Consider the following 23,423-nt stretch of genomic DNA (forward strand, 5'->3'; position numbering starts at 1 on the left):
CATAAGGTCATCAAGAAGTCGCCGGTCCCGTCGAGTGCGAAGAAATCGAAAGATGCTTCCGGGAAAAATTCGCACGATAAGAATAAGAATGACAAGGGATCCACTGGCGGAGCCCTGGGCGCTCCCACCGAGGGGAAGAAAGCGTCGTCGTCGGGCGGAAACTCGGATTCGAGTTCGGGGTCTGGATCGAATGGCAATGATAGTGGGTCGGACTCCGATTCATCTCAGAACGGGCAGGATGAGTCTGATGCCGGGGATAATGATGCCGACGATAGCGGCGTGTCGGACTCGGATTCCGGAAACCGCAGGTGGACGCCGTCGTCACCCTTGCCAGCTAACTACACGGTGACGGATCCCAATCCTTCGCTCGACGAACTCAATGGGATTGTGTACTTCCTGACTGCCACGGATGCCTCGGACGAAGCCAAGAAAGCGAATATTGAGGCACCCGATGCTGTGGTCGTTCCAAAGACTGTCTCGAGGATTGGTCTATTCCGCGCGCCACGTGGCGGGAGCCGGTTGACAGGACCCATGGAGCGAAACGGCGACACCATTACTGTTCAGCTTCACTCTTTCTCTGCGGGGATTCCCGACATTTCAATGCCTATCAACTTTGTCTACAAAGACGGGAATTGGCGGTTGGCTAGTTCATCAATGTGTCAGGGTGTAAAAACCGTTGGTCTCCCCATTTATTGCAACGCTTAGGGAAAACGCTGAGGTAATCGGCGTGATAAGTGTTCAGAAAAGGTCAGCGTCGTGATTCTGCTGGATAACATTCGTTATGAAGTCGGCCCAGGTAGCCGTCGGCTATTGTCTGGAACTGCGAGTAGTAAACGCCGTGGATCAGGCGCACATCGCGGGTCGAGTCAGGGCCGGAACGAAGCTACACGAGGTAGGCGGCCCGACTTCGCATTGTCGGATGTGTCACTGCGTTTCGATAATTCCACGATTACGTACCTCGTCGGCCTCAATGGTGTGGGCAAGTCGACGCTGCTAAAAATTATGGCTGGCATCGTACCGGTCGCGTCGGGAGTGGTCAGCGTGGATGGCGCTGACCCGCGGAAATGGGACGGGCCCGGCCGCTCATTGGGAGTGTTCCTGGATACAACGGCGAGCGAAATGAAGCAGTCGGGACGCCATCATTTGCATTGGGTAGCGTCGGCAAAAAGGCTGTCTTGGGATGAAGCCGACGACATGATTGTGCGGGTTGGGCTTGGGGCCGTGGCGGATAGGCCAGTGCGCAGTTATTCGCTCGGTATGCGGCAGCGGTTGGGCGTTGCGACTGCGCTGCTCGGGTGGCCACGGAACATCATTATGGACGAGCCGATGAATGGCTTGGACCTGGCGGGCATGTTGTGGTTGCGGTCCTTGATGCGGGATCTGGCCGAGCGCGGTCACTGCGTTGTGGTGGCCTCCCACCATTTCGCGGATGTGGAGCGGACTGCGGATCGGGTTGTTTTGCTTGAAGGCGGGACGATTGTGTCGCAAGGTTCGGTACGCGATGTGGTCGGGACTCATGCTTCGTTGGAAGAAGCTTTTATCGACGCGATTCCCCGCGCGCTCAATCACGCGGTCGCTGTTGGCCACAACGGCGCGGTGCCGGTTGGGCGCAACGGCGTGATGCCCGTCGACCACCATAATGTCGGGAGGAGTGGCCATGCCCGGTAGTTCTGACAGCGCTCAGATGAACAGTGTCGCGCGTAAGTCGGGACCGTTTCCTTGGCGAGCGTTCTATTCCGCATGGACCTCGGAGTGGGTGCGGCTAAGCGGCTGGCGAGGACCTTTCATACGCGTCCTCGTGCCATTGGGCATCATTCTGCCCCTGGTGGTGACACTGGTCATCGGCGGTGTAGCGGAATCGCTGCACGGTAACGGCGGCTTGATCCAGGTTCGCGAAGTATCGACGACGAACGCGAACTATTGGGTGATCTACCTGGGAATCACCATGTATGCCGTCGTCGCGACCTACGCCCAAGCCTCCTCGATGCGAGGGCCCGTTGGCGAGCTGGACTCCGTGCTGCACCCACGACCAGTCCCGTCGATCATCGCGCGTTGGCTAGTCGTGTCGGTCGCTTCGGCCATCGGATCGTTTTTCTCCGTCCTCATGGTGATGGTTGCCCTGCCGGCGTTATACCCGCAGGTGTACGGGTCTGTGTCCGCCTCAAGCGTCGAGGGTGTGCGGTTCTTGTGGGCGACGCCGCTCTATGCGGTCGCGGCGTGCGGGATCGGTGTGGGAATCGGCGCGCTCGTTGCGGTCCCCGCGGCCGCGATTACCGTGATCACGGTGTGGTCGCTATTGATCGAGAACGCCATCGTGTTCGTCCCTCACGGGGGTGAACTTGTGGGGTGGATGCCGTTTCTGAACGGAATTTATGGCACAGGTCAGGAGATAGCTCTTGAGCCGCCGTGGAGCAATAACGGCTCGTTGCTCTACGTCATGGGATGGGCTGCAGTGATTATGCTTTTGGGCATCTGCTCAGCGGTTAGACGGTCGCGTCGGCCCCGCTAATCGACCCGTAACGTGCACCATGACTAGGGGGTTCGTCGTGTCGCGTTGGCACCCGAAAGGGGGATTTCGCTGTGACGAACGTGTTTTTAGAGCAGAATAGACACATGAGCGACGAGAACATCATCACTGAACTGTCCGACGAGGAGGTCTTCGACTTCCTCTCTTCTGTCAAGCTAGGGCGCCTGGTTGTCAGGTCCGGTGAGGACATTGACATTTATCCGGTCAATTACGTCGTTGATCCCGGCGACGGCGACCGCCCGAAGTCCATCCTTTTCCGCACGTCAGAGGGGTCAAAGCTGGTCTCTCTGACCGTCAACGATAAGGTCCTTTTCGAGGTTGACTCTTTCGACGAGTCCGATGCCACATCGGTCGTCATCCGCGGTCGCGCACATCGCCTGACCAGCACCGCAGAGATCAACGAAGCAGACAAACTTGAGCTCAAGCCGTGGCTTCCCACGCTGAAATACAACTATGTGCGGGTCGTCCCAGACTCCGTGTCAGGCCGTCATTTCAAACTTGGCGACGAACCTGACCGGTACATGAGCACGAAGTACTAGCACAGATTATTGCTTCCACCACGTGTCGGTAGGAGCGACCGGCATGCTGCGCTTATGGCGGCTCACCGTGTAGAGATGCTCGATGCGATCAATGGCCTCCTGCGGCAGCCCGTCGACGCCTTCGAGGTAATCATCGATCTGTGAGTAGGTCACGCCGAGTGCGTCTTCATCGGGGAGCGCAGGGCGGTTGTCTTCCAGGTCCGCCGTGGGAACCTTGCTCCACGTGCTGGGGGGCGCGCCGAGTTCCTGAAGCAGCGCTGCACCCTGCCGCTTTGTCAGGCCCGAGAGGGGGAGAATATCCGCGCCACCGTCGCCGTACTTGGTATAAAAACCGGTCACGGCTTCTGCAGCATGGTCAGTGCCGACGACGAGGAGGCCAAGCTGCCCGGCCGCCGCATATTGGGCAACCATGCGGATGCGTGCTTTGACATTTCCCCGGTTGAAATCGGTGAGACAGTGAATTCCTAGCGACGCCGATACCGTCTTTGTTAACGCTTGGGTTGCATCTTTGATATTGATGGCGACGGTCCGATCGGGCTCGATGAAGTTCAGAGCGCGCTGGGCGTCGTCCTCGTCTGCTTGTTCACCGTAGGGGAGCCGCACCGCGTGGAAACGTACCTTGGTTCCTTCTTGCTCGCGGACACGCTCGACGGCGAGTTGGGCCAGGCGGCCAGCTAGCGTCGAATCCTGGCCTCCCGAAATGCCCAGGATAAAGCCCTTAGCCTGTGTCGAGATCAGGTACTCGGCCAGGAATGAAACTCGTCGTTCGATTTCTTCCTGTGGATCAATGGTGGACTGGACGCCAAGGGAGCGTCGTATGTCGTCGCGAAGATCGCTTGTCATTCCACCATGGTAAAACGGTTGGGCTGCTGATGTACACCGGTGTCGGTAAATCACGTACACCGGTGTGGGGTAGGTGAGGGATTGGGCATAAAGTTTTGGATTTCGGCCTGGTCGCGGTACCATAGCGGTTCGTGTCATAGTCATGTGGGTGAACTGCGATGATTTCGCAGGGATGATCCGCACCAGACTGTGTTGTGTAGTGGCCGATCACCACAGGTGGTTGGCTTTTACTAGCCCAGCCGACGAAGAAAGGAGCGCCCGATGAAGGTCCGTAAGTCCCTTCGGTCGCTGAAGAACAAGCCGGGCGCTCAGGTTGTGCGCCGTCACGGCAAAGTTTTTGTGATCAACAAGAAGGATCCTCGTTTCAAGGCCCGCCAGGGTTAATTGACTCAGTGGCCGTAGCTGGCAGTCAGCAAGTGCTGTATAGAAGCCGACGGTCGACATTGAGCTGAGCGCTGAAGTAACGCCGAACCGGCAGCTTTCCATTAGGAAGGTTGCCGGTTTTTGCGTTTCGTTGGCAGGGTGGTGGGTGGACGTTCTGGTTCATGGGCGAAGTATCACGTTCATGGACAAGCTCGTGTGGTTCACGGATGATGAACATCTACGTAGCAAAACTGATGCTTAAATCGGGCTGGCATACATGTAGTGATTCGTAATAGTGACGACCTTGGAATTTCGTCTTTGTAATTACTACATGTAGTGGTGATGGGCCGATCAAAATTCTATCTATTGTGTTTTTGCCGTCGGTGGGATAGAGTTAATTCCCGTTGCACGGGCCGAACAAAGGGTGAGGATCCGCCGGATAACCACCTCGTTCTCGCGGTAAAAGTGCCCGTCGATAAACAATTGCCGCAGCAAAAGTAGTGCATCAACAGAGGGAGAATTTTCTATGGCCGTCACCGTCTACACCAAGCCCGCCTGTGTTCAGTGCACTGCTACAAAGAAGGCTCTCGATCGTGCGGGCGTGGACTACGAAACTGTCGATATCACCATGGACAGCGACGCTCGCGACTACGTGATGGCTCTGGGATACCTGCAGGCCCCTGTCGTTGTCGCTCAGGATGAGCACTGGTCGGGGTTCCGTCCGGATCGCATTAAGAGCCTGGTCACCTCCGCTGCATAAGGCGCCGCAGCACACGTCGTCGCCGTTCGACGAGGACTCGCGTGGCGCGAAATCTTATCTTTTGGTTGTTCTGCAGAGTTAATAGGCGGTTCCCTGCAATGCGTGGCCCCGCCTCATTTTCATTTTTCTTTCCGTTTTAACAGTTCGTTTTAACAGTTTCAGTCACCAGAAAAGATGAAAAATAATCATGTACCTCGTCTATTTCTCTTCGGCGACGAATAACACGCAGCGGTTCGTCGATAAGTTGGGTATGCGGGCAGACCGGATACCGCTTCGACGTACCGAACCTGACCTGATCGTCGGCGAGCCATATGTCTTGATTTGCCCAACATATGGCGGTGGGGCATCGATAAGCCGGCAAGAAACGAGGCCTGTGCCCACCCAGGTGATTCATTTCCTGAACAACGAGCAAAACCGCAGCTTGATTCGGGGTGTTATCGCATCGGGTAACACCAACTTTGGCCCAGATTATGGGGTCGCGGGCGATATTATCGCAGAAAAGTGTCACGTTCCTTATCTCTATCGGTTCGAATTGATGGGGACCCAGGAGGACGTGGCCATCGTGAAACAGGGCCTTGCTGCATTTGAGGCCAATGGAATGAGACGACACGCAGCATAAGTAATGCGAACCGCCTGTATGAACTCTCATCACAGACCGAACATCAATCACGAAACGTCAGTACAGAAGTTCCCCCTCAACTATTAGGAGATTCTAGGTGTCAGATCTCGGCAAAACAGTAGCAGAACCTGTTCGGTCTACAGAGCAGTTAGATTTCCATGCTCTGAATGCCATGCTTAACCTCTATGACGAGAATGGCAAGATTCAGTTCGATAAAGACCGCGAAGCGGCTAATCAATTTTTCCTTCAGCATGTTAATCAGAACACGGTGTTCTTCCATGATCTGGAAGAAAAATTTGATTACTTGATCAAGAACAACTATTACAACGGTGACGTTGTCGAGAAATATGAATTTTCCGACATCAAAGATCTGTTCAAGCAAGCCTATAGCTATAAGTTTCGCTTCAAGACGTTCTTAGGCGCATACAAGTATTACACCTCATACACGTTGCGCACTTTTGATGGAAACCGTTACTTAGAGCGGTATGAGGACCGAGTATGCATGGTTGCCTTGGGGCTTGCTGACGGTGATATTTCGCTAGCACGTCGGCTCGTCGACGAAATTATTCAGGGCCGTTTTCAGCCAGCAACCCCGACGTTCCTCAATATCGGCAAAGCTCAGCGCGGTGAACCGGTTTCGTGCTTCCTTCTTCGCATCGAAGACAATATGGAGTCGATTGGTCGCTCTATCAACTCTGCTTTGCAGCTATCTAAGCGCGGCGGGGGAGTGGCGCTCCTCCTGTCTAACCTGCGTGAACAGGGTGCTCCGATCAAGAAGATCGAGAACCAATCGTCCGGCGTCATTCCAGTAATGAAGCTCCTGGAAGATTCCTTCTCTTACGCCAACCAGTTGGGTGCGCGTCAGGGTGCCGGAGCGGTTTACTTACACGCACACCATCCGGATATTTTGCGATTCTTGGACACCAAGCGTGAAAACGCGGACGAAAAGATCCGTATTAAAACCTTGTCACTGGGTGTAGTTATCCCTGATATTACGTTTGAATTGGCGAAGCGTAATGATGATATGTACTTGTTCTCGCCGTATGACGTTGAACGAGTCTACGGGAAGCCTTTCTCGGACATCGGCATCTCTGAGCACTACGACGAGATGGTGGAAGATCCTCGCATTAAGAAATCGAAAATTAATGCGCGGCAGTTCTTCCAGACTCTGGCCGAGATTCAATTCGAGTCCGGGTATCCGTACATTATGTTTGAGGATACAGTTAATCGCGCGAATCCCATTGCTGGGCGCATTAATATGTCTAACCTCTGCTCAGAGATCCTCCAGGTCAATAGCCCGTCGGAATTTAACGCGGACCTGACCTACGAACATATCGGTGACGATATCTCGTGCAACCTCGGTTCGCTGAACATTGCGATGGTCATGGATAGCGATGACTTCGATGGAACCATCGATACCGCTATCCGTGGGTTGACTGCGGTCTCGGATCAGACGTCGATCGATTCGGTGCCATCCGTCCGGCAGGGCAACGAGCATTCCCACGCGATCGGCCTGGGCCAAATGAACCTCCACGGCTACTTAGGCCGCGAGCACATTTACTATGGCAGCGAAGAAGCGCTCGATTTCACCAACGCGTACTTCGCTGCCGTCATGGTGGCCTGCCTCAAGGCATCCAATCGCCTCGCCAAGGAACGGGGCGTGACCTTCACCGGCTTCGAGGACTCCGATTACGCATCGGGCGCCTTCTTTGATCGGTACGACCCGAAAGACTTCGCGCCGAAAACAGAGAAGGTCAAGCGCATCTTCGAGGAATCGTCGATTTCGGTAACGACGCCTGAGGAGTGGGCCCAGTTGCGGGAGGATATCCAGCAATACGGCCTCTACAACCGAAACCTTCAGGCTATTCCTCCGACGGGTTCTATTTCCTATATCAACAACTCGACATCGTCGATTCACCCGATCGCGTCGAGAATTGAAATCCGTAAAGAGGGCAAGATTGGGCGCGTGTACTATCCCGCCCCGCATATGAACAATGACAATCTTGACTATTTCAAAGATGCTTATGAAATAGGATATGAAAAGGTTATCGATACGTATGCGGTAGCGACGAAATACGTCGACCAAGGGTTGTCGCTTACCTTGTTCTTTAAAGACACCGCAACGACGCGCGATATTAACCGCGCACAGATTTATGCGTGGAAGAACGGGATTAAGACACTGTATTACATTCGTCTGCGGCAGGCAGCATTGGAAGGTACAGAGGTCGAAGGTTGCGTCTCCTGCATGCTGTAACGGCTGGGCTGTCATGGGTGGCTAGTGACGGTGATGGTGCGCGATGCGCGCTGTCACAGCCGGGCCGTAACAAGTAGGGCCGAAACAGGCATAAAAAATAGGCCCCATATCGCGATGATATGAGGCCACTGGTTACCTAACTAGCCGGCACATGCCAACTAGTTTCTCCTACTTAGTTTTAGCGCTGACCAAGCTCAGCATCGAGGCGGAGAATGCCCGCACCGTCGTCGCCAACAAGCTCAAGGCGATCGAGAATCTCGTCAACCGTGTCCTCTTCTTCGATCTGTTCGGTCAAGAAGCGGTCGATTAACTGGCGGGAATCAAGGTCACCTTCAGCATCTGCAGTTTTAGCAAGATCGCGAATCAGGCCCGATACCTTCTTCTCATGCTCAAGAGCAGCCTGGAATGCGTCCTTTGCCGACTGAATGTTGAGCTCAGGAACGGAAAGGGTGGAGATGGTCACTTGACCACCGCGAGCCAAGATGTGGTCGCTGAAAGCGTGAGCATGTCCGAATTCCTCATCGACTTGTTCGCGCATCCAGTCCCGCATGCCTACCAAGCTAAGGCGATCAAGCTCCAGCCCTAGTTGCTTGTAAACGAGTGCCGCCTGGAGTTCGGCGTTGAATTGGTCATTGAATGCTTTCTGCATTGTGTCACTGATAGCCATGCCCCGATTATATAAAACTTTTTTGTTTTGGCCAATTATTTTTGAAAAAATTTTAGGACTGAATTTTTAAGTTTAAGCAAAAGACAACCGGAATGCGGGTTTTAGGGTTCGCTACCGTCCGATTTATTCTCCACGATATTTCACTACCCTCTCTCCAGATTCACAATTTTAGAATTAAACCTACGTCTAGTTTTTAAGGAAGTGGGCGTTGTCCTATGAATCTAAAATTCGCGGCTTTGACCAAAGGGGGTTGAACAATTTTCCCGCGCAAAACTGGCACTAACGCTAAAGATTTGATTCGAGTAGTGAGAGGGGAGCCTATGTCGTCGGGTAAGGGCTAGACTTGGCCGGTACGGGACTGACGGATACTAGCAGTTGATATTTACAGTGTTGAAAGGGGCACTTTTATGAAGAAGACCAACGCAATCACACCGGTCCGATGGGGGACAAACGCAAACAACCACGATCGCCCCATCGCTGCCATCGATTGGAACACCATTCCCGATGACAAAGATCAAGAGGTGTGGGACAGGCTGACAGGGAACTTCTGGCTACCAGAGAAAGTTCCGCTCTCTAACGACATCAAGAGCTGGGGCACCCTCAACGAGCTGGAACAGCGTACCACGATGCGCGTATTCACCGGCCTCACCATGCTGGACACCATTCAGGGCACCGTCGGCGCGGTTTCTCTCATTCCCGACGCCCTCACGCCCCACGAAGAAGCTGTCTACACCAATATTGCGTTCATGGAGTCGGTCCACGCCCGCTCGTACTCGTCGATCTTCATGACGTTGTCGTCGACACCGGAAATCAACGACGCGTTCCGGTGGTCCGAGGAGAACGAGAACCTCCAGGACAAAGCCCGGATCGTTCTCGACTATTACGAGGGCGATAACCCGTTCAAGCGGAAGGTGGCGTCGACACTTCTTGAGTCCTTCCTCTTCTACTCGGGCTTCTACTTGCCGATGTACTGGTCCAGCCACGGCAAGCTCACCAACACTGCCGACGTCATTCGCCTGATTATTCGCGACGAAGCAGTCCACGGCTACTACATCGGTTATAAGTACCAGCGTGGCCAGGAGGCCCTGACGCAGTCCGAGCGCGATGGGCTGAAGGAGTACACCTTCGACCTTCTCTACGAGCTGTATGACAACGAAACGCAGTACACCGAAGACCTCTACGACGAGCTGGGGTGGACGGAGGACGTCAAGCGTTTCTTGCGCTACAACGCCAATAAGGCCCTAAACAATCTGGGGTACGAAGCGTTGTTCCCTGCCGACGAAACCCGTGTCAGCCCGGCGATCATCTCGTCTCTCAACCCCGGAGCCGACGAAAACCACGACTTCTTCTCGGGATCGGGATCCTCCTATGTAATAGGTAAGGCGGAATCGACGACCGACGAAGACTGGGATTTCTAAGGCAGCTCTAAAGTCAGCGTCGGAGATAACGCCCACAACCGGGTTGTAGTTCCCGAGGCCGACACGTCTCTTCCCCCTACTGTGTGGAAGATGGCCGAAAGGGCTGGCCTTTATGTGGTACACAGCGTTACTATATTGAACATCGTTGGTGTACTTCAGGCTATTGTCCGCCGATCTTCAGAAAACTCTCAGGCGCCCTCGTCGAGTTGTTGGACATCGCAACAACCTTTTCGACGTTGTTTGCGCTGGTGACAGCGTTCTGAGTGGTTAGGGTGGGGCGTGGTCGACGCACGCCGGCAATGACAATGACGAGGAATCTGCTTCACGTGAAGGCAAGGAGCAGCTTCCGAATTCAGGAGGAAAGTATGACTGCTGTAGCGCCTAAGGTTGACCAACCGGTCGCCCCTGCTAGGCCAAAGCCGTCAGGAACCACCCCGAAGGGGGGATTTGCCTGGCGCATGCTGACCACGACGGACCATAAGCAGCTCGGGATGATGTACATCATCACGTCGTTCTGTTTCTTCTTCCTCGGTGGTCTCATGGCCCTATTGATTCGTGCTGAGCTCTTCAGCCCGGGTCTTCAGTTCTTGTCCAACGAACAGTTCAACCAGCTGTTCACCATGCACGGCACCATCATGCTGCTGCTATACGGCACGCCTGTGGTGTGGGGCTTCGCGAACTACATCATGCCGTTGCAAATCGGCGCACCCGATGTGGCATTCCCAAGGTTGAACGCCCTGGGTTTCTGGCTCACACTCGGTGGCGGCATTCTGATGCTGTCGGGCTTCTTTACCCCTGGTGGAGCCGCTGACTTCGGCTGGACCATTTACTCGCCGCTGTCCGACGCTCTTCACTCGCCGGGTATCGGTTCCGACATGTGGATCGTCGGCGTTGGTGCTGGTGGTGTCGGAACTATCGCGTCGGCTATCAACATGATCACGACGATCGTGTGCCTGCGTGCCCCTGGTATGACGATGTTCCGCCTGCCGATCTTCACCTGGAACATCCTGGTTACGTCGATCATCGTTCTGTTGATCTTCCCGATGCTGACCGCAGCTGCCCTTGGCGTGCTGTACGACCGTAAACTCGGTGCACACATTTATGACCCCGCCAACGGTGGCGCAATTCTGTGGCAGCACCTGTTCTGGTTCTTCGGTCACCCTGAGGTTTACGTCTTGGCCCTTCCGTTCTTCGGTATCGTGTCCGAGATCGTTCCGGTCTTCTCCCGTAAGCCAATGTTCGGTTACGCCGGGCTGGTGTTCGCGACGCTGTCGATCGCTGCTTTGTCGGTTGCTGTGTGGGCTCACCACATGTTCGTCACCGGCGCTATCCTGCTCCCGTTCTTCTCATTCATGACGTACCTGATCTCGGTGCCGACCGGTGTGAAGTTCTTCAACTGGGTGGGAACGATGTGGCGCGGTCACATCACCTTTGAGACCCCGATGCTCTGGACCATGGGCTTCCTGGTGACATTCCTCTTCGGTGGTCTGACCGGTATTATGCTGGCTTCACCGCCGCTGGACTTCCACGTGTCGGATACCTACTTCGTGGTCGCTCACTTCCACTACACCCTGTTCGGTACCATCGTGTTCGCCTCCTGTGCAGGCGTCTACTACTGGTTCCCGAAGATGACGGGACGTATGTTGGACGAGCGTCTGGGCAAGATCCACTTCTGGATGACAGTCATCGGATTCAACGGAACGTTCTTGGTTCAGCACTGGCTCGGTGACGAAGGTATGCCACGTCGTTACGCTGACTACCTCCCGACCGACGGATTCACCGGTTTGAACCAGTTCTCCACGATCTTCTCCTTCATTCTTGGTATCGGATTCCTGCCGTTCATCTGGAACGTGTTCAAGTCGTTCCGCTACGGCGAGATCGTGACTGTTGACGATCCGTGGGGTTACGGAAACTCCCTCGAGTGGGCAACATCCTGCCCGCCCCCGACCCACAACTTCACCTCGCTGCCTCGTATCCGTTCCGAGCGCCCAGCCTTCGAGCTTCACCATCCGCAGATGGTTGAAAAGATGCGAGCTGAAGCTCACATCGGTCGGCAGATTTAGTGAGAGTGGTTGTGTGTTTGCTCGCTCAATGCGAGAGAAACAAAGTATTCAGACCTCCTGAATAAATGAGACGGCCCCCATCCACATGGGTGGGGGCCGTTTCTGCTATCACCACTAAAATCCGCGCGCCACTCAGGCACGATTACAAGACCTGTTTAAACCGCACGTCCCGCCATCCACGCCTAGGAGCAACTGAAGTACACCATGGCCCCCAAGCTCTCCATTAACCTCATCGACGGCTTTCGCCCCGCCGTCGTCATCGCCTCCGGCCCCGACCGCCCGGGTGTCAGTGCGGCACTGTTCCGTGTCCTCGCCGCACATGGCAGTCAACTTCTCGACATCGAGCAGTCCATCTTCCGTGGTCACTTGTCCCTGGCCGCGCTCGTCGGATGCCCACCTCATAAAATCGGCCGGCTGCGTGACGATCTCGTCGAAACGCTAGCCACCTACGATTGCACCGTCGAGATCGAATTTGATGACCAGGCTGTACCGTCACGCCCATATTCCAGCCACGCCGTCGTCGTTTTAGGTAATCCAGTTACTGCGGAACATATTTCCCAGATTGGGCAAGTTCTGGCTGATTACGGGACAAATATTGATACCTACCGTGGCATTTCCGATTATCCAGTCACCGGTGTGGAGCTCAAAGTGTCGGTGCGGGATCCCCGGCCCGGCGGCAGTATTGCGCTACGCAAAGCTCTAGCTGAGCTCAGCACTCGGATCGGTGTCGACATTGCTATTGAGCGCGCGGGTTTGGCTCGGCGGTCCAAGCGGCTCATCTGCTTCGATTGTGATTCGACGCTGATTCGGGGCGAAGTCATCGAGATGCTGGCAGCCCACGCCGGAAGAGAACAAGAAGTAGCAGAAGTGACCGCACGGGCGATGCGGGGAGAAATCGACTTCGAAGAATCATTACGGGAGCGCGTCGCTACCCTGCGCGGTTTAGACAGCGCGGTCATCGAGGAAGTCGCTAAAAATATCGTCCTCACACCCGGGGCGCGGACGACGATCCGGACCCTCAAGCGAATGGGGTACCGCACCGCGGTCGTTTCAGGAGGGTTTATCCAGGTTATTCAACCACTGATTGATGACCTCGATATCGATTTTGTCCGGGCTAACACATTGGAAATTGTCGACGGCAGGCTGACCGGCAAAGTTGTCGGCGATATTGTGGGCCGGGAAGCTAAAGCGCGATACCTCAAGGAATTCGCCGCGACCTCGGGACTGGCGATGTATCAGACCGTTGCTGTGGGGGACGGCGCGAATGATATCGACATGTTGTCCGCGGCGGGGCTCGGCATCGCCTTTAACGCAAAGAAAGCGCTGCAAGAAGTAGCCGACGCGTCCGTGAACTTCCCGTTCCTCGACGAGGTGTTGAGCATTTTGGGTATTGACCGCGACGATGTTGATGCTGCTTCTGATGCCAAAGAAGCTACCGACGAAGGAACTGCCGATGAAGACGCGACATCCGAGGAGGCAACTCGTGACTGATGACGATGTCTACGCGGAATCCGCACCCGGCATCAGAAACGCCCATTCGCTCTTAGCGTCGGTTCTCGGTGACGGCGTCAACCAGCCCGATGGGGAAGACCCCCGTGATCCCAACACTGTTCAAGCGATGCCGATCGTGCTAAACATGCCGAAATCGTCGCCACCCCGTCGGCGTGAACTGCTGGAAGCCGCGGCGTTAGCGTCGGCACTCGTGTGTCTCGATCCTCGTGCCGGGAGCGACGGTCCATGGAAGGAATCGCTATCCCGGTGGTACGGAGCACGAATCCGAAAAATTGCGCGACGTGCTCGGACGTCGGGGCAGTGGTCGAAAGTGCAGAGCATTCCGGGAGTGACGGTCACGATTGGGGAGTCGTCGGCGCGTGCATTTCTTCCAGGGCCGGTCCGCGATGTTGATCCGAGAATTGGAAAACTGCAGATTTCCGGTACTGATCTCCCGCGCGAGGACGATGAGCAGACTGAGCGCATAGGTGGTAGCGATCCCTTGCGCCCAACCATCGCACTGAATGAGGACTTGGAGATGTCAGTCGGAAAAGCTGCAGCACAAGTGGGGCATGCGGCGATGCTATGGGCTGCTCATGCTCCATTTCCGATCGTTAAACGGTGGCTCCATGAACCGCGGTTCACCATCGTCGAGGTGTCGAGCAGCGAGCTGGAGGCCGCTGCCCGTCGCTATGGGGTTGGTCATTACGTCGAGGTTGTTGACGCTGGTTTCACTGAAGTAGCCCCAGGTAGTAAAACCGCGGTCGCGTTCGATCCTGACGTGCCTACTTCTTGACGAGTCGCTTGAGTGCATCCCGCGTTTGTTCTAGCGAGGTCGTGCGCCACAAGTCCGGCATGGACGCTGCGATAAACGAACCATAGCGTTTCGTCGCGAGCCTGGGATCTAGAACAGCGACGACACCACGATCATTCACAGATCGCAAAAGCCGCCCGGAGCCCTGCGCCATCAGAAGCGCCGCATGTGCTGCCGAGACCTCCATGAACCCATTGCGTCCCGCCGCGTTGGCCGCGTCGGAACGAGCTTTTAAGAGGGGATCGTCGGGACGGGGAAACGGAAGCCGGTCGATAATGACCAAAGATAACGATGGCCCGGGGACATCGACGCCCTGCCATAACGACAACGTGCCAAACAGCACCGAGTTCTCATTGTTGGAAAATGACGTGACCAGCGCGCCTATCGAGTCCTCGCCTTGGCAATAAATGTCGAAAGGCAGGACGTCCCGCATCGCATGTGCGGCAGCGTCGGCGGCACGGCGGGACGAAAACAAGCCCAGCGTTCTACCGCCAGCAGCGGTAATGAGGGTGCGCATTTCCTCAACAGCCTGCTGCGACATGCCGTCCCGGCCGGGAGGCGGTAAGTGGTCCGCGACGTAAAGGATTCCCGAGCGTCGCGCATCAAAAGGCGTCCCCACGTCAAGCGTCGTGTAGGTGTTTTTCCGCAAACCCCACTGCGCCGCCATGGCATCGAACTTCCCACCCAGTGCCAGCGTCGCTGAGGTCAGAATCACCGTATTGGCGTCGAAAAGATTCTTGCTCAGCAGCGGTGCGACCGAGAGCGGTGCCACCATCACTCTGCCGTTCTCACCATTCTCTTTCCACACCACATCGTCCGGTTCCAGGGAAGTACTGCGGCCCTGCTGCTCGAGCTGATTGCCATACGAAAGAATTCGCGCGCAGGTGTGCAGCAGCTCATCCAGAGCCGAAAGTACCGCCTGCCGCTCCGCCGCCTTCTCCGGATCATTCGACAACGAATCGGCGGACACACTATGCACCGCCGTAAACGCGGTATTCAGGTGTTTGCGCAAATCCTCCACATTGCCGGCAGCGCCATCCGGAAACGGTTTCCACCGTCCATCATCCACCGCAGCGTCGATGTACGACTGCCAATCATCAATGCTATTCATCAGCGACGCCGACGCCTCGTCATCAAACTTGGCGACGCGACGCGCCGTCGCCCTCATACCGGGGGCCGCCAGCTCCTGTGTTGCGACCGACGTGATACGCCCATCCAGCTCATGCGCCTCGTCGACAATAACGATGTCGTGCTCGGGCAGGATGTTTCCCTCAGACAATGCATCGATGGCCAGCAGGGCGTGGTTCGTGACGATGACGTGCGCATCACGCGTTTTATCGCGCGCACGCTCCGCGAAACAATCCTCGCCATGCGGGCACCGCGACGCGCCAATACACTCATTCGCGGTCACACTGACCTGCTTCCACGCCAGATCGGAGACGCTGCTCTCTAAGCTGTCGCGGTCGCCGTCGTCGGTGTCGGATGCCCACTCGTGCAGTTCCTTGACCTGCTGTCCGACGCGCGAAATCTGGCTGGGGTCGATCAGCGGGCTCTCGCTGTCGTCCTCGACACCGAGCTTGTTCAGGCACAGATAATTAGACCGTCCCTTGAGGATCGCGAAATTGATCTTGCCCAACGTGGGTTTCAATGCCTCCGCGATACGGGGAAGGTCCCGGGAAATCAGCTGACGTTGCAGAGCAATTGTCGCTGTCGACACGACGATCGTGGTATCCGTTTCGACGGCATGCGCGATCGCCGGAATAAGGTAGGCCATCGACTTCCCAGTCCCGGTACCAGCCTGCACCGCCAGATGTTTCTCCATCCTGATCGCTTTTTGGATGGAGGAGGTCATCCGCGATTGGCCATCGCGCCGGGCACCTCCCATCGCGGTAACGACGGTGTCGAGCAAGCGCTCAGCGTCGTACTTTTCATTATCATTGCTCGGCTGAGCGTCGGTTTGACGAGTCTTCGAACCCATATGTTTCCGGTGAGCCGCCTAGAACCCGACGAACCGGGTGGAAATAGCCGGTTCATCGGCGGACAGGGCAAGGCCTTCCCATGGCAACGTGATGAGCGCTTGAGAGAGGTACTCGCGGCACGCCTCGAGGGAGGGGAGATTGCCTGTCATTTCGCCGTCACGCATCAGGGCCACAGTCAACGGGCGCGCATGCAGGCCGTTGTACAGTTTCGGGGCGTCGTCGTCGAAGTGCGTGATAACTTCCTCAACTGCGGTTCCAGATTCCCGCACCGCGCGGTAGGCACGTTTGGTGCCGCCGTGCGAGATCTTGTGGCTTGAGCGTTTCGCCACGGGCAGCCCGTCGACCTCAACGAGCTTGTACACCATTTCGGCGGTGGGATGCCCAGAACCGGTCACCACAGACGTGCCGACGCCATACGCGTCGACGGGCTCGGAACGCAGCGCAGCAATCGCGAATTCATCGAGGTCGGAGGACACGACAATCTTCGTGTTCGTCGCTCCTAAGGAATCCAACTGGTCGCGGACCTGACGTGCTAAAACGCCCAGCTCGCCAGAGTCAATCCTGATGCCGCCTAGGTCAGTGCCGGCGACATCGATGGCGGTGCGCACTCCGGCGGCAATGTCGTACGTGTCGACAAGAAGCGTCGTTCCTATGCCGAGAGTGTCGATCTGTGTGCGGAACGCCTCGTCCTCGTGGGCACCGTCCTTGGTGGTGTGCGCCAAAGTCCATGCGTGCGCTGCCGTTCCTGCTGAGGGGATGTTGTAGCGGTACGCGGCCTCCAAGTTACTGGTGGAGGAGAAGCCTGCGAGGTAGGCGGCGCGAGTGGCGGTGACCGCGGCATATTCGTGGGTGCGTCGGGATCCCATCTCCATGATGGGCCGGCCCTCAGCGGCGGTAACCATTCGCGCCGCTGCCGTTGCGACGGCCGAATCGGCGTTCATGATGGAGAGAATGACTGTTTCCAGCACCACGCACTCAGCGAATGTTCCGCGGACCGTCAAAATGGGGGAGTAGGGGAAGTAGAGTTCGCCTTCGGAGTATCCGTCGATATGGCCTGAGAAACGGTAATTGCGCAGGTACTCAATTGTTTCGTCGCTAAGGAAGTCGAGGTATTCGAGTTGTTCGTCGGTAAAGACAAAATCGCGAACAGTGCGTAACACTCGGTCGGTACCTGCAACAACTCCGTACCGACGTTGCCCGGGGAGCCGTCGGGCGAAAACTTCGAAACTCACTTGTCGATCCGCTGTGCCATCTTTAATGGCAGCGTCGAGCATCGTGAGTTCGTATTTGTCGGTGAGCAGTGCGCTGGAGCGTCGAGTGGTGTCCTGGGGGTGGGAAGCGTTCATGGCGATCATGATAGTGGGTGCCGGGGACAAACGTATATGAATGGACAACCCGCCCTACCTGGTGGCGGTATGAGACGTCGGCACGGTTCGCTGGGTTCCTGTGAGTCGGCATGGTTTCTGGCTAAAGTGGACACCATGAGTCCTGCCGCAGCTCCCTTAGCTACCCCCGAAACAGACACACAAACGATGACGGAACCTGATCTCCCATGGCTGTGCATCGTGTGGGATGACCCCGTCAATCTGATGAGTTACGTCACCTATGTGTTTGAAACGGTGCTGGGCTACGGGCGTGCTCGGGCGACGGAGCTGATGATGAAAGTGCATACGGAGGGCAAGGCGGTCGTGTCGTCGGGGGAGCGCGATAAGGTAGAAGTCGATGTCAAGAAGCTGCAGACTGCGGGTTTATGGGCCACCATGCAGCGTTCTGAGGGCTAAAGCTAGGGCGGTAAGCTGCTTGTAGTTGTACTCGCTTCGTATGACGTACCGACGAATCACGTGAGGGATAAGCTGTGGAGCCGTGGAAACCCCGTAAAGGGTTGCTGAAGAAGAGGACAATAAACACGACCTTTGAGCCCATGGAGCGGGAACTTCTGGGCGACGCGGCGGCAGACCTGTGCAATGCATTAATTGAACGCCAGCGGAGCGCTCCCAAGGACGTGCTCGAGGAAATGACGGGGATCAGTTCGGGCCACTCCGAAAAACCGGAGGACCCGGGCTTGGCGCGGCTGCTTCCCGACTTTGAAACCTCGGAGGCCGAAGAGTTTGAGGGCGACAATGGGATGCTCCGTCAGCTTCACGAACCGGATATTATTTCCCAGAAACTCACTAATCTTCGTTATATTGTCGACGCTTTAGGTCCCGATGGCTCGGTGAATGTGTCGTTGACCTATGACGACGTTCCATGCTGGTTAGCTGGGCTGAACGATATCCGCATCTATAAGGCCGCAGCCTTTATTGACGACGAGGGGCATTTGCCCGAAGCTGGCCCCGACGCAGGGTTTGACCGAAATTTTGTCGAATGGCTCGCGGTGTGCCAGGAGTCCCTCCTTGAAGCGTGGCGCTCATGAAAAATAGCCCCATCGGAGTTTTTGATTCCGGGGTAGGCGGGTTAACTGTTGCCCGGACCATTGTGGACCAAGCCCCAACCGAGTCGATTATGTATGTCGGCGACACCGCGCACGCCCCGTATGGTCCTAAGCCCCGCGAAGATATCATCCGGTATTCGACGGCGATTGCCGACGACCTCGTCGCTCGCGGCGCCAAAATGATCGTGATCGCGTGTAATACGGCCGCGTCGGTGTTCTTGGATAAAGCGCGGGAGCTCTACGACGTCCCCGTCGTGGGGGTGATCGAGCCGGCGTCGCGACGCGCGGTCGCGGCAACGCGGAATGGCCGCGTCGGGGTGATCGGAACGACGGGAACGATCGCGTCGGGAGCGTACCAGCGGTGCATAGCGAATCTGGATCCGAACATCGAGGTCCATGCCGTTGATTGCCCGCAATTCGTGCCCTTTGTTGAGCGTGGTATCACGACGGGGCGGCAGATTATGGGCTTGGCGGAGGCGTATTTGGAGCCCCTGCAGGATGTCGGCGTCGACACTGTGGTGTTGGGGTGTACTCATTATCCGCTGCTCACAGGGGTGATCCAGCTGGTGATGGGGGATAACGTGACACTGGTGAGCAGCTCCGAGGAGGAGGGCAAGGAGGTCCCGCGGGTCCTTTATCAGGAGGATTTGTTTAACGACGCTAACCCTGAGGCGGAGTCGTTGGATGTGGTGGATGCCAACGTCGTGAATGACTATGCCGGTCCTGAACCTGTCCGGACATTTGAGTCGACCGGTGATCCCCATCGGTTTGCCAGGCTGGCCAGGCGTTTCTTGGGCCCGTCGATTACCCAAGTGAGCCACGTTGAGGGCCTTACGGATATGTAGAACCGTGATCTTCATCTCACCCAGATGATGGAGTGATGATCGAGACAAAAGCGCGCAAAATTGCAGCTTTAATCGCCATGATGTGCGCTGGTCTGGCACTATAAACACATGCGGTTGACGATTATCGGTTCTTCAGGAAGCCTCGCTGGTCCGCAGTCTCCGGCATCGAGTTATTTGTTGACGCCGGACGATGGGTCGGATCCCGTCATCATGGATCTGGGGCCCGGGGCGATGGGGGTCCTCCCGCAGGTCAGCGACCCTGGTCGAGCGCATATCGTCTTTTCCCACTTGCACGCTGACCACTGCCTGGATTTTCCGTCGCTGCTGGTGTGGCGTCGGTTCCATCCCCAATTAGCAGCGAAATCCAAACATACCTTCGTCGGCCCGGATTTTTCTGCTAAGCATTTGGGATTAGCCAGTGCCGACGCACCGGGCGACGTGGACGATTTCTCCGATAGCTTCGTCATTCATAGTTGGCGCGAGGGTGTTGTTCAGTCTGTGGGGGCTTTTGATTTCACCCCGGTGCGCGTCATTCATCCGACGGAGACGTACGCGCTCCGGGCAGTTGAGCGTGACACCGGCCACACCTTGGTGTTCTCTGCGGACACCGCCTACTGCGACCAGCTGGTGGACTTGGCCAAGGGGGCGCACACGCTCTTGTGTGAGGCGTCGTGGGGAGTGTCGTCGGAAAATACAGCACCTGACATGCATATGAGTGGCCCGGAGGCGGCCAAGACGGCAACGCGGGCTGGTGTGAAGCGGTTGATTTTGACTCACATCCCACCGTGGATTGATGCGCTGGCTACTGTTGGTGCAGCTCAGGATCATTTTTCGGGCGAGATCGATGTAGCCACTCCGAAGAAGACGTACGAGTTTTAGCGGTCGTGTCCGGGGGGGGACCGGTAGGGTGGGGAGCATGAGTGATTTTGTACGCGCTGATGGCCGTGCCCTTGATGAAATGCGTCCTGTCCGTATCGTTCGTGGCTTTACGACGAATCCCGCTGGCTCTGTCTTAGTCGAGTTCGGAAACACACGTGTGATGTGTACCGCATCGGTGGAGGACCGTGTGCCTCGCTTTAAAAAGGACAGCGGTGAAGGCTGGTTGACGGCCGAGTATTCGATGCTTCCCTCGGCGACGGCGGAGCGGATGCCGCGCGAGTCAATGCGGGGGAAGGTCAAGGGGCGGACGCATGAGATTTCCCGTCTGGTGGGGCGTTCGCTTCGAGCTGCGATCGACTTGAAAGCGCTGGGGGAGAACACCATTGCGTTGGATTGCGATGTCCTTCAGGCGGATGGTGGTACCCGGACTGCCTCTATTACCGGCGCCTATGTTGCACTCGCCGATGCGTTGACGTACCTGGAAGCGGAGGGTCTGGTGTCTAAGAATGCCCTGCTTCCGCCTGTTGCTGCAGTGTCCGTCGGTCTTATCGACGGGCATGTGTGCCTGGATCTGCCGTATGAAGAGGATTCTCGCGCGGAGGTCGATATGAACGTCGTGATGACGGAATCCGGCGAGTTCGTGGAGATCCAGGGCACGGGTGAACACAGCACATTTTCCCGTGAGCACTTGATGCAGTTTATGGATGCGGCAGAAAAGGGATGTTCAGAGCTGATTCGTGCTCAGAAGGAGGCTCTGTCGAAGCCGTATCCGAAGCCTTTGCCGAACCGGAAGAACGCTTAACGAAGAACGCGTAACAGAGGATGGGCGCTTGCTAAAGGACGAGGAGGAAATGTGCAGGTCCTTGTTGCCAGTCGGAATGCCAAAAAACTGAGGGAGCTCCAAAGGGTCCTGGATACGCGGCATGTTGCCGGGATTGAATTGCTCAGCTTGAAAGATGTCGTCGAGTATCCCGAGGCCCCAGAGACCGGCCGGACGTTCGGTGATAATGCTCTGTTGAAGGCTAGGGAAGCTGCCAAGCACACTAATTTGGTGTCGATTGCCGACGATTCCGGCTTGAGTATCGACGAGCTCAATGGCATGCCCGGGGTGCTCTCAGCTCGGTGGTCAGGTAAGCATGGCGATGATGACGCCAATACGAACCTGGTTTTGGGACAGATGAATGATGTCCCCGATGAACGACGTGGGGCTGCGTTCGTTTCGGTATGCGCCCTAGTTATCCCGAAGAGCCTGATGCCTCGGGCGAAAGCGGCAGGCCTCACTGTTCCTTCGCTACAAAAGTTCAGTGAGGGCGTTTCTCTTTCGGCTCCTGCTGAGCCTGGCGAATTTGTGGTTCGTGGCCAGTGGCGGGGACGTATTATTCGCGAGCCTCGGGGCACTAATGGCTTCGGTTATGACCCGATTTTTGTTCCCGAGGAGGAAGACACCCGCGCCCAGATTCAGCACTCTCCTCGGGATGCGGGAAATGAGGATGCCGATGCTGTAGATCAGTCGGATCACTCGGGGAAGAGCCGACGCCCCCGCGTTGCGCCGCGAACCTCTGCCGAGCTATCCGCTGAAGAGAAGGATGCTCAATCGCACCGAGGTCGCGCTTTGGCTCAGTTGGTGCCGATTTTGCGATCGATAGGGGATATGTAGTCTTCGTGGTGTTACGAGAGGTTGAACGTCTTCTGGACTTCGTGCCGGCGACGTGCCTCCACCACGAAGGAGAGGAACGGGATCGTTCCCGCTAGGCATGTGGTGAGCCATTTGATTGGCTTCCACCGCGCTTTGGTTCCGAGGTCTAGCGTCATGATGAGGTAGACCATGAAGAAGAAGCCGTGGGCCATGCCGATATACATGAACCAGTCGGGGGGATTATCAAGAATCAGGTGGTCGAAGACCATTTCCACGCAGAGGAGGAGCAGCCACACGCCTGTGACATAGGCGGCCACCGAGTAGCGTTTTAGTGCGGAAGCGACCCGCGCTTGCCGAGCGGGATTGATCCGCGGCGTGTCGCGTCGTCGCTGATTGGTTGCGCGATTCGCGTCGGATGATTGTGCATCGGCTTGGCGTGCGTCGTTATTGGACGCTTCAGTCGACTGTGCGTCATTCACAGGGGTGTTGTTAGTCATAGTGGAATTCCTGCGTGCTTACGTTTAATGAGTTTTTCTGGGATTCTCCGGGGTTTGCTCAGGCTGGGGGCGAGACCGCTGAGGTAAGAAATCCTCAGGTATCTCCCGCATAGGAGCATCGTTCTTGCGGGAGGCTGTGTCCGTCGCTCCTTTTCGCGATGACCCCTTACGGCGAGAACGCGACGTTTCCCGCCTCGCGCCGGGCTCGGCATTACCTTCCGCGAGCTCACGTTCGTACTGAAGATATTTACGATACGCGATAATGAAAAAGGCCCCAATTGCCGGCCATTGCAAAACATAGCCAAGATTTTGAGCGTTACCGGAGTCCGACGTGTACCGGTCCCATTGCCAGTGGGCCAGGAATAAGGTTGCGGCCACTGCTGCGATGAGAAAAATGATTTGAACAATGCGAACCCGAATGGACGGCATCGTGTGCTGGGGCGGCACCTCTTGCTGTCCTCCGTCGGCGCTGGTCAGGGTGTCGTCCCCGTGCACGCGGTCGGCTTTGTCCTCTGTACTCACGTGGCACAGTCTACCCGTTGCTGTGCTATGGTGTGAGTGGCTTGTGCGCTGGAGGTTTCCATTGGCTGGTGCTGTCAGCTAGTATTACGTCGCGCATGTTCGGGTCGTGCAGTCGGCTCGTATCTCCGAATTCTCAAACAGCTGGTGCGCCGTGTGGTGCTGTGGTTGATTGGTTCGGATGTTCATGTGTTTTGCGCTTGTGGCGGAATTGGCAGACGCGCTGGATTTAGGTTCCAGTGTCTTTTGACGTGGGGGTTCAAGTCCCCCCAAGCGCAC

General features: G+C 56.4%; 24 protein-coding genes and 1 tRNA gene. 19 read left to right on the plus strand and 6 right to left on the minus strand.

Going from position 1 to position 23,423, the window contains the following annotated elements:
- The 4 genes from Q3981_RS05865 to Q3981_RS05880 form a co-directional block, all read left to right on the plus strand.
- A partial coding sequence (locus Q3981_RS05865; RefSeq protein WP_368410095.1) for a hypothetical protein occupies positions 1 to 705 on the plus strand: 705 nt, incomplete at its 5' end.
- A gap of 216 nt (positions 706 to 921) precedes the next feature.
- Positions 922 to 1,668, plus strand: a complete 747-nt coding sequence (locus Q3981_RS05870; protein WP_303124482.1) for an ABC transporter ATP-binding protein — start codon at positions 922 to 924, stop codon at positions 1,666 to 1,668.
- Positions 1,658 to 2,509, plus strand: coding sequence for a hypothetical protein (locus tag Q3981_RS05875; RefSeq protein WP_303124483.1), 852 nt, complete (start codon positions 1,658 to 1,660; stop codon positions 2,507 to 2,509). The genes Q3981_RS05870 and Q3981_RS05875 overlap by 11 nt, the downstream gene beginning before the upstream one ends.
- 104 nt (positions 2,510 to 2,613) lie before the next feature.
- A complete protein-coding gene (locus Q3981_RS05880) occupies positions 2,614 to 3,066 on the plus strand; it encodes a pyridoxamine 5'-phosphate oxidase family protein (protein WP_046202606.1) in 453 nt (150 codons plus the stop codon).
- A 6-nt stretch (positions 3,067 to 3,072) separates the two neighbouring features.
- Here the strand turns inward: Q3981_RS05880 and nadE are convergent, their stop codons facing one another.
- Positions 3,073 to 3,909: an ammonia-dependent NAD(+) synthetase gene (gene nadE, locus Q3981_RS05885; RefSeq protein WP_204087322.1), complete on the minus strand. Its 837-nt coding sequence runs from the start codon at positions 3,907 to 3,909 to the stop codon at positions 3,073 to 3,075.
- A 261-nt stretch (positions 3,910 to 4,170) separates the two neighbouring features.
- Between nadE and ykgO the strand changes: the two genes are divergently transcribed.
- From ykgO to nrdE, 4 genes are all read left to right on the plus strand, one after another.
- Positions 4,171 to 4,293: a type B 50S ribosomal protein L36 gene (ykgO, locus tag Q3981_RS05890; RefSeq protein ID WP_012732041.1), complete on the plus strand. Its 123-nt coding sequence runs from the start codon at positions 4,171 to 4,173 to the stop codon at positions 4,291 to 4,293.
- 505 nt (positions 4,294 to 4,798) lie between these two features.
- The gene (gene nrdH, locus Q3981_RS05895) at positions 4,799 to 5,032 is read left to right on the plus strand and encodes a glutaredoxin-like protein NrdH (RefSeq protein ID WP_012732040.1); all 234 of its coding nucleotides are present in this window, start codon (positions 4,799 to 4,801) and stop codon (positions 5,030 to 5,032) included.
- Positions 5,033 to 5,219: 187 nt separating this feature from the next.
- Positions 5,220 to 5,651 carry a class Ib ribonucleoside-diphosphate reductase assembly flavoprotein NrdI gene (gene nrdI / locus Q3981_RS05900; RefSeq protein ID WP_303124484.1) on the plus strand — a complete coding sequence of 144 codons (432 nt, stop codon included), beginning with the start codon at positions 5,220 to 5,222 and terminating at the stop codon, positions 5,649 to 5,651.
- Between the two features lie 97 nt (positions 5,652 to 5,748).
- Positions 5,749 to 7,905: a class 1b ribonucleoside-diphosphate reductase subunit alpha gene (nrdE, locus tag Q3981_RS05905; RefSeq protein ID WP_046202602.1), complete on the plus strand. Its 2,157-nt coding sequence runs from the start codon at positions 5,749 to 5,751 to the stop codon at positions 7,903 to 7,905.
- Positions 7,906 to 8,083: 178 nt separating this feature from the next.
- Here nrdE and Q3981_RS05910 read toward each other — a convergent pair whose 3' ends face one another.
- Positions 8,084 to 8,572 carry a ferritin gene (locus Q3981_RS05910; protein ID WP_303124485.1) on the minus strand — a complete coding sequence of 163 codons (489 nt, stop codon included), beginning with the start codon at positions 8,570 to 8,572 and terminating at the stop codon, positions 8,084 to 8,086.
- Between the two features lie 407 nt (positions 8,573 to 8,979).
- On the opposite strand from Q3981_RS05910, the gene nrdF reads away from it, so the two are divergent.
- From nrdF to Q3981_RS05930, 4 genes are all read left to right on the plus strand, one after another.
- Entirely contained in the window at positions 8,980 to 9,990 is a 1,011-nt protein-coding gene (gene nrdF / locus Q3981_RS05915) for a class 1b ribonucleoside-diphosphate reductase subunit beta (protein WP_046202600.1), read from the plus strand.
- A 365-nt stretch (positions 9,991 to 10,355) separates the two neighbouring features.
- A complete protein-coding gene (ctaD, locus tag Q3981_RS05920; protein ID WP_204087319.1) occupies positions 10,356 to 12,053 on the plus strand; it encodes a cytochrome c oxidase subunit I in 1,698 nt (565 codons plus the stop codon).
- 204 nt (positions 12,054 to 12,257) lie between these two features.
- Positions 12,258 to 13,544: a phosphoserine phosphatase SerB gene (gene serB, locus Q3981_RS05925; RefSeq protein WP_303124486.1), complete on the plus strand. Its 1,287-nt coding sequence runs from the start codon at positions 12,258 to 12,260 to the stop codon at positions 13,542 to 13,544.
- The gene (locus Q3981_RS05930) at positions 13,537 to 14,340 is read left to right on the plus strand and encodes an aminoacyl-tRNA hydrolase (protein WP_303124487.1); all 804 of its coding nucleotides are present in this window, start codon (positions 13,537 to 13,539) and stop codon (positions 14,338 to 14,340) included. Before serB ends, Q3981_RS05930 begins: the two co-directional genes overlap by 8 nt.
- Here the strand turns inward: Q3981_RS05930 and Q3981_RS05935 are convergent.
- Together Q3981_RS05935 and Q3981_RS05940 are read right to left on the minus strand one after the other, a co-directional pair.
- Entirely contained in the window at positions 14,330 to 16,243 is a 1,914-nt protein-coding gene (locus Q3981_RS05935) for an ATP-dependent DNA helicase (RefSeq protein ID WP_303124493.1), read from the minus strand. The genes Q3981_RS05930 and Q3981_RS05935 overlap by 11 nt on opposite strands.
- A gap of 111 nt (positions 16,244 to 16,354) precedes the next feature.
- On the minus strand, positions 16,355 to 17,683 hold the full coding sequence (locus Q3981_RS05940) for a nicotinate phosphoribosyltransferase (RefSeq protein WP_303124488.1): 1,329 nt from the start codon (positions 17,681 to 17,683) through the stop codon (positions 16,355 to 16,357).
- Positions 17,684 to 17,818: 135 nt separating this feature from the next.
- Between Q3981_RS05940 and clpS the strand changes: the two genes are divergently transcribed.
- The 6 genes from clpS (at position 17,819) to Q3981_RS05970 (ending at position 22,149) form a co-directional block, all read left to right on the plus strand.
- Positions 17,819 to 18,118, plus strand: coding sequence for an ATP-dependent Clp protease adapter ClpS (clpS, locus tag Q3981_RS05945; RefSeq protein ID WP_041629461.1), 300 nt, complete (start codon positions 17,819 to 17,821; stop codon positions 18,116 to 18,118).
- A gap of 74 nt (positions 18,119 to 18,192) precedes the next feature.
- Positions 18,193 to 18,750 (plus strand): DUF2017 domain-containing protein, encoded by a 558-nt coding sequence (locus Q3981_RS05950; RefSeq protein WP_303124489.1) that lies wholly within the window; start codon positions 18,193 to 18,195, stop codon positions 18,748 to 18,750.
- Positions 18,747 to 19,613 carry a glutamate racemase gene (murI, locus tag Q3981_RS05955; protein WP_012732029.1) on the plus strand — a complete coding sequence of 289 codons (867 nt, stop codon included), beginning with the start codon at positions 18,747 to 18,749 and terminating at the stop codon, positions 19,611 to 19,613. Before Q3981_RS05950 ends, murI begins: the two co-directional genes overlap by 4 nt.
- Positions 19,614 to 19,721: 108 nt before the next feature.
- On the plus strand, positions 19,722 to 20,492 hold the full coding sequence (locus Q3981_RS05960) for an MBL fold metallo-hydrolase (protein WP_303124490.1): 771 nt from the start codon (positions 19,722 to 19,724) through the stop codon (positions 20,490 to 20,492).
- Between the two features lie 37 nt (positions 20,493 to 20,529).
- The gene (gene rph, locus Q3981_RS05965; protein WP_221912929.1) at positions 20,530 to 21,294 is read left to right on the plus strand and encodes a ribonuclease PH; all 765 of its coding nucleotides are present in this window, start codon (positions 20,530 to 20,532) and stop codon (positions 21,292 to 21,294) included.
- 51 nt (positions 21,295 to 21,345) lie between these two features.
- Positions 21,346 to 22,149, plus strand: a complete 804-nt coding sequence (locus Q3981_RS05970; protein ID WP_303124491.1) for a non-canonical purine NTP pyrophosphatase — start codon at positions 21,346 to 21,348, stop codon at positions 22,147 to 22,149.
- 11 nt (positions 22,150 to 22,160) lie between these two features.
- On the opposite strand, the gene Q3981_RS05975 is transcribed toward Q3981_RS05970, so the two are convergent.
- Entirely contained in the window at positions 22,161 to 22,496 is a 336-nt protein-coding gene (locus Q3981_RS05975) for a DUF3817 domain-containing protein (protein WP_221927001.1), read from the minus strand.
- Positions 22,497 to 22,649: 153 nt separating this feature from the next.
- Positions 22,650 to 23,054, minus strand: coding sequence for a hypothetical protein (locus Q3981_RS05980; protein ID WP_303124494.1), 405 nt, complete (start codon positions 23,052 to 23,054; stop codon positions 22,650 to 22,652).
- A 286-nt stretch (positions 23,055 to 23,340) separates the two neighbouring features.
- On the opposite strand from Q3981_RS05980, the gene Q3981_RS05985 reads away from it, so the two are divergent.
- Positions 23,341 to 23,422, plus strand: a tRNA-Leu gene (locus tag Q3981_RS05985).
- The last annotated feature ends 1 nt before the right edge of the window (position 23,423 follow it).

The sequence above is a fragment of the Corynebacterium sp. genome (genome assembly GCF_030530965.1).
Classification (GTDB): Bacteria; Actinomycetota; Actinomycetes; order Mycobacteriales; family Mycobacteriaceae; genus Corynebacterium.

What these genes read in the sequence shown, in the direction of transcription:
- Q3981_RS05875 (WP_303124483.1), top strand. Translation starts at nt 1,658, where the DNA reads ATGCCCGGTAGTTCTGACAGCGCTCAGATGAACAGTGTCGCGCGTAAG.
- Q3981_RS05880 (WP_046202606.1), top strand. Translation starts at nt 2,614, where the DNA reads ATGAGCGACGAGAACATCATCACTGAACTGTCCGACGAGGAGGTCTTC.
- nadE (WP_204087322.1), bottom strand. Translation starts at nt 3,909, where the DNA reads ATGACAAGCGATCTTCGCGACGACATACGACGCTCCCTTGGCGTCCAG.
- ykgO (WP_012732041.1), top strand. Translation starts at nt 4,171, where the DNA reads ATGAAGGTCCGTAAGTCCCTTCGGTCGCTGAAGAACAAGCCGGGCGCT.
- nrdH (WP_012732040.1), top strand. Translation starts at nt 4,799, where the DNA reads ATGGCCGTCACCGTCTACACCAAGCCCGCCTGTGTTCAGTGCACTGCT.
- nrdI (WP_303124484.1), top strand. Translation starts at nt 5,220, where the DNA reads ATGTACCTCGTCTATTTCTCTTCGGCGACGAATAACACGCAGCGGTTC.
- Q3981_RS05910 (WP_303124485.1), bottom strand. Translation starts at nt 8,572, where the DNA reads ATGGCTATCAGTGACACAATGCAGAAAGCATTCAATGACCAATTCAAC.
- nrdF (WP_046202600.1), top strand. Translation starts at nt 8,980, where the DNA reads ATGAAGAAGACCAACGCAATCACACCGGTCCGATGGGGGACAAACGCA.
- ctaD (WP_204087319.1), top strand. Translation starts at nt 10,356, where the DNA reads ATGACTGCTGTAGCGCCTAAGGTTGACCAACCGGTCGCCCCTGCTAGG.
- serB (WP_303124486.1), top strand. Translation starts at nt 12,258, where the DNA reads ATGGCCCCCAAGCTCTCCATTAACCTCATCGACGGCTTTCGCCCCGCC.
- Q3981_RS05935 (WP_303124493.1), bottom strand. Translation starts at nt 16,243, where the DNA reads ATGGGAGGTGCCCGGCGCGATGGCCAATCGCGGATGACCTCCTCCATC.
- Q3981_RS05940 (WP_303124488.1), bottom strand. Translation starts at nt 17,683, where the DNA reads ATGAACGCTTCCCACCCCCAGGACACCACTCGACGCTCCAGCGCACTG.
- clpS (WP_041629461.1), top strand. Translation starts at nt 17,819, where the DNA reads ATGAGTCCTGCCGCAGCTCCCTTAGCTACCCCCGAAACAGACACACAA.
- murI (WP_012732029.1), top strand. Translation starts at nt 18,747, where the DNA reads ATGAAAAATAGCCCCATCGGAGTTTTTGATTCCGGGGTAGGCGGGTTA.
- Q3981_RS05960 (WP_303124490.1), top strand. Translation starts at nt 19,722, where the DNA reads ATGCGGTTGACGATTATCGGTTCTTCAGGAAGCCTCGCTGGTCCGCAG.
- rph (WP_221912929.1), top strand. Translation starts at nt 20,530, where the DNA reads ATGAGTGATTTTGTACGCGCTGATGGCCGTGCCCTTGATGAAATGCGT.
- Q3981_RS05980 (WP_303124494.1), bottom strand. Translation starts at nt 23,054, where the DNA reads ATGCCGTCCATTCGGGTTCGCATTGTTCAAATCATTTTTCTCATCGCA.